The following is a 3329-nucleotide window of genomic DNA, read 5'->3' on the forward strand; positions in this document are numbered from 1 at the left end:
TTACCTCTATTATACGACTTTACACAAATAAAAGCCCTTAGAAACTTATGGTCTAAGGACTTTGTCTTCAATCTGAACCTTTCCAGACGGAAAGGTTTTTTTGTTTTTTCATGCTAAAAATTAGCCTTGCTGCAGAAGAAACTATCTCAAATAAACAAATCAGTCCTTTCCAGATTTGGAAAGGGCTGATTTGGTAGGTATGTTACTCCCCATTCTTCTTTATTGAAGCAAGAAGATAAGGAGAGAAGCGATCAGGTTATTTGCTATATGCAGGGCAATGGCATAACGAATATCTTCCTTAGTCAGATACGCTAAAGCAAAAATTGAACCCATTATAAAGTAAGTTAGAAATTGCCCTAGACTAGACGGAAGATGGAGAAAAGAAAATAAACTAGAAGAAAGAGCAATATAGAGCAAGGTCTGTCCTAGGGTTTCCTGCTTTGAAAATAGATACTTGGCCATTAAGCCTCTAGTTATGAATTCTTCAATAATGGGAGCAATAAAAATAATATAGAAAAAAACGAAAGCAGGAAATAACTCCAAGAAAAACTCAATGCTTCTTTGATTATTAGACGATTCACCCGAGACCAAGACTTGAAGAGCAATAAAGCCAACTAATAATCCAATGGGTAACCATATCGTGGACGTCAGTTTGGTCTTTTTAACCTCAAGTTTCCAACCCTTTTGGTACCATTTCCACAAACCAAAAATATAGAGAGCAGATACCAAAGCGAATATCAAGAGAATGAGAGGCTCGGAACCTCCCTCAACGAGAACATGCAAGCAACTAGCAAGAATCCTCGAAAATAAAATAAGGGAACTATATATCAGTTTACACTAAACACAATATATAGTGCTTACGAGAATATCAAAAAGGCGTCTTCCAAGCGGAAGTCGTCTTTTTTATGCTTATTTCAAAAATTCATACTCAAATAAAAATGGCACAATTTCAGAATTATAATATTCTTTTATCATTGTTTTCAATGTATTCAAGTGTCCGTTTAATTCGGGATAGTTATAGATTGTTTTATCATTTTCATCTTTTTCAGATGTGTTAAGTTCATCAATAATCTGATAAACTGAATACGTCAATATAGAATTATAATTTTCCGTTTTCTTAGCTTCTGTTAGGACTTTTTCCCATTGTTCAAATAAAGCAGTCTCTTTAGAACCTTGTTTCAATTTTGCTAAGTTGACTGTTGCTAGCGTATCTCCATTAGAGTTATCCAGTGACAACTCATTGCGGTAGAATCGTCCATCAGAACCATATAAACTTCTCATGTGATTTTGCGTTTCAAGTGTTGTGAAGAGCAGAATTTTCAATAAGTCTTGTTCAATCTTGTTACTTGATACAGCTTTATTAAAACGTTCAGCGCCATCAGCAGATTTCATAATATTAGCACGCTGTGTCCAGTGACGATTATAAGTAATGTAGCGACTGGCGGCAAACATTGGGAGCTTTTCGATGAAATTGTCTTTTCTTAATGGGAAATACCCTGCACCATTATATAGACTAGCAACTAGTAGAGAAGAAGCTAAGTCAGGATTGTCAAAATTCACTCCAGAAGCTCGCAAATAGCCAATTAGATTGTTATTTATAATTGTCTGAGAAGTAATTTTATTCGTGCCTACTAATTTTGCTCCATTTAACCCCAATACAAAATCAGATAATTTATCGTCACTAAATTTCCGTTTGTCGTAATACACATTACTATATTTCGTATAAATACGATTGATGGTTAAATCTTCTTCTTGTAAGATTTCGTTATTGGCTATATTGAATGCTTCAAGGGTAATATTATCTAATTTTTCATCTACATTTGACCAAAGAATACAAGAAACTAACGCATCAATTTTAGTGTGAAAATGTCTTCGGTTGAAAGCAAATCCTCTTTCAAACTTTTTATCAATGAGATGAATTTCTTTCCAATATTTGATTGGGCTATAAATAATGTAACTATCAGTAGGCTGACGAAGATAATATTTGAAACCACTCCAAATAAAGATATTTCCCATCTCATTTACACCCATTCCCTTGATTTCTTGTTTCATCTGTTTCATTAAATAACTTTGTTTCCATTGAGATGATGATGAAGTCTTTTTTGCTTTTTGATGTTCTATACTGCGTGTATCTGCGTAGGGTGGGTTTTCATACAAAATAATTGTTACTTTTGGGTCGTTGATATAGCGTTGAATAATTTCATTATTGATATATTCCTCGCTAAGAGCATCCGCTCCTCGGACTAGCCCCATATTAAAAGTATCTTCTTTTTCAGTTGGTGGAATGATATGACGGACTTTATCTCCAAGCAATTCCAGCAGAACTTTGTATTCATAATATTCTATAGTTGAAAGAACACAGTGACTTAATTCCTCGTCGCTCATCAATTTCTCAAGGTTTCCAGTTCCGGCACATCTATCCAAAATAATATAATCATTTCCTTCTGGAACACGTTTAATAGCTTGTCGGACTAGCTCCAATGACTTTTGAACATAAGGTTCAGGAGTGTAGAAAGCTCCTAAATTTTTCTTTTGCAAATTATCATTGAGTTTATCCATCAAATATTGAAATTGAACATTAGTTTCACCGATATAAGGATTGATAAACTCTTTTAGTTTCTCAGGTTTCCGAATTTCACCAATAATTTTAACTTTACCAGTATGGTCACCGATAAAATCTGACTTTTTAGCTCCTTTGTTTTCACGATAAAAACGTTCTGCCCAACCAACAATACAGTTTTCGTCGATGTTAATTTTTGTATATTGCTTTGAACGTAGTAAAGTAATAAGACGACTTTCGTCTAGTTGACTTTGACCGTATTCTAAAACTTCAATAGGAGCATCAGAAGAAAAACCAGAGGTTTTTACACTTGCACCACCAAAATATACTTTTTCGATATGTATTAAATATTCCTGACTATCAAAAACGTAGATTTTTTCATTCGTTAGCGACACAAGCAGAATGTTTTTGGGAATTTCTTTTCCTTTGATTCTCCGAGCGGATAGATATTTGATGGCTTGGAATAGAACAGTGTTAATATCATTGATAACAACTTTAAATTCAATCAGATTTCCATTTACAATACCATCTGTATAATCCGTTAAAATATCATCTGTTTTCAAAGTTTTATCAACAAGAGGTAGATAATCTTGATAAAACTTGAGTTGTCCGTCAACTTCGTTTGAGAAATGGTTAGGCATATTGTAGCTCCCCATTTCTCTCTAAAAACAACTCAGAAAACTCAACATAAAAAGCCTTCTCACAAAAATGTGAAAAAGCCTGTTTTAATGCTTGACAAAAAACACGCCCGATTACATAATCAGTGTGA

General features: G+C 33.9%; 2 protein-coding genes. Both read right to left on the reverse strand.

Annotated elements, in window-relative coordinates:
• Nucleotides 1-219 precede the first annotated feature (219 nt).
• Nucleotides 220-783: a CPBP family intramembrane glutamic endopeptidase gene (locus ABT997_RS09500; protein WP_350019235.1), complete on the reverse strand. Its 564-nt coding sequence runs from the start codon at nt 781-783 to the stop codon at nt 220-222.
• A 126-nt stretch (nt 784-909) separates the two neighbouring features.
• Nucleotides 910-3201 carry a hypothetical protein gene (locus ABT997_RS09505; RefSeq protein WP_350019236.1) on the reverse strand — a complete coding sequence of 764 codons (2292 nt, stop codon included), beginning with the start codon at nt 3199-3201 and terminating at the stop codon, nt 910-912.
• Nucleotides 3202-3329: the final 128 nt, after the last annotated feature.

The sequence above is a fragment of the Streptococcus australis genome (genome assembly GCF_040226615.1).
GTDB classification, from domain to species: domain Bacteria; phylum Bacillota; class Bacilli; order Lactobacillales; family Streptococcaceae; genus Streptococcus; species Streptococcus australis_E.